The organism is Mycobacterium sp. E3298 (assembly GCF_001666895.1).
GTDB lineage: Bacteria > Actinomycetota > Actinomycetes > Mycobacteriales > Mycobacteriaceae > Mycobacterium.
The window spans coordinates 1-1101 of the sequence record NZ_LZJB01000057.1 but is presented as its reverse complement, the minus strand read 5'-3'; the positions used below and the strand labels follow the sequence as shown (position 1 = coordinate 1101).

1 protein-coding gene and 2 pseudogenes are annotated in these 1101 nt (G+C 71.2%); 2 read left to right on the top strand and 1 reads right to left on the bottom strand.

What is annotated here, in order from left to right; all coding sequences use genetic code 11:
• Positions 1-180, top strand: a pseudogene (locus A9X05_RS02040) (enoyl-CoA hydratase/isomerase family protein); the annotation flags it as partial.
• Positions 181-236: 56 nt separating this feature from the next.
• Positions 237-971 (top strand): Rv3717 family N-acetylmuramoyl-L-alanine amidase, encoded by a 735-nt coding sequence (locus A9X05_RS02035; RefSeq protein WP_197498876.1) that lies wholly within the window; start codon positions 237-239, stop codon positions 969-971.
• An 8-nt stretch (positions 972-979) separates the two neighbouring features.
• Here A9X05_RS02035 and A9X05_RS02030 read toward each other — a convergent pair.
• Positions 980-1101: pseudogene (locus A9X05_RS02030) on the bottom strand (cutinase family protein); the annotation flags it as partial.

Genomic DNA, 1101 nt, shown 5'->3' with positions numbered 1-1101 from the left:
CGGTTCGGCGGGGAGGAGGCCGCCGAATTCGGCATCGTCGACGCGACCGCCGCCGAGGCCGAGGTGACCGCCGCGGCGACCGACCTGCTGCGCCCGCTGGGCGGCAAGGACCCCGGCACGCTGGGGGCGATCAAGCAGACCATGTTCCGCGCCGCGGCCCGGGCGTTGACCGACCTCTGAGCAGCCACGATTGTTACCATCGCGCGGTGACTGACCGCCCCGGCCGGCCGGGACCCATTTCCCGTCGCGACGTGCTGAGATTGGCCCCGGCGCTGCTCGGCGCCGGGGCCCTGGTAACCGCTCCCTCCGCCTCCGCCTCCGTCGCCGGGTCGGCCGTCTTCCTCGACCCGGGCCACAACGCCGTGAACGACGCGTCGATCAACCAGCAGGTCCCCAACGGCCGCGGCGGGACCAAGGCCTGCCAGACATCCGGGGCCGCCACCAACGACGGCTATCCCGAGCACGCGTTCACCTGGGCGGTCGTGGCGCTGATCAACCAGTCGCTCAACCAGCTGGGCGTGCGTACCCAGTTGTCGCGCGGTGACGACGGCTCCGTCGGCCCCTGCGTGGATCAGCGCGCCGCGGCCGCCAACGCGATGCGCCCCGACGCGATCGTGAGCATCCACGCCGACGGCGGACCCGCGTCTGGCAGCGGATTCCACGTCAACTACTCCAGCCCGCCCCTGAACGACGTCCAGGCCGGCCCCGCCGTCCAATTGGCCACCGCGATGCGGGATGCCTTGGCGCAGGCTGGCTTTCATCCGGCCAACTACATCGGCTCGAACGGCCTCTACGGCCGCGACGACCTAGCGGGGCTGAACCTGGCCCAGTACCCGGCGATCCTCGTCGAACTCGGCAACATGAGGAACGCCGAGGACGCCGCGCGGATGGAAAGCCCGGACGGCCGCGCGCGTTACGCCAACGCGGTCACCCAGGGAATCGTGGCGTTCCTGAATGCCAAGTCCGGCTGAGCAATCGCTCAGCCGCCGAAGCTCCTGACCGGCGCGGTCGCCGGCCCACCCATGTCGAGGTGGCTGGAGGCGAAGGCGACGCCCTTGTCGATCATGGCGCCGTCGTCGGCGTAGGTGTTGTGGGCGGAGA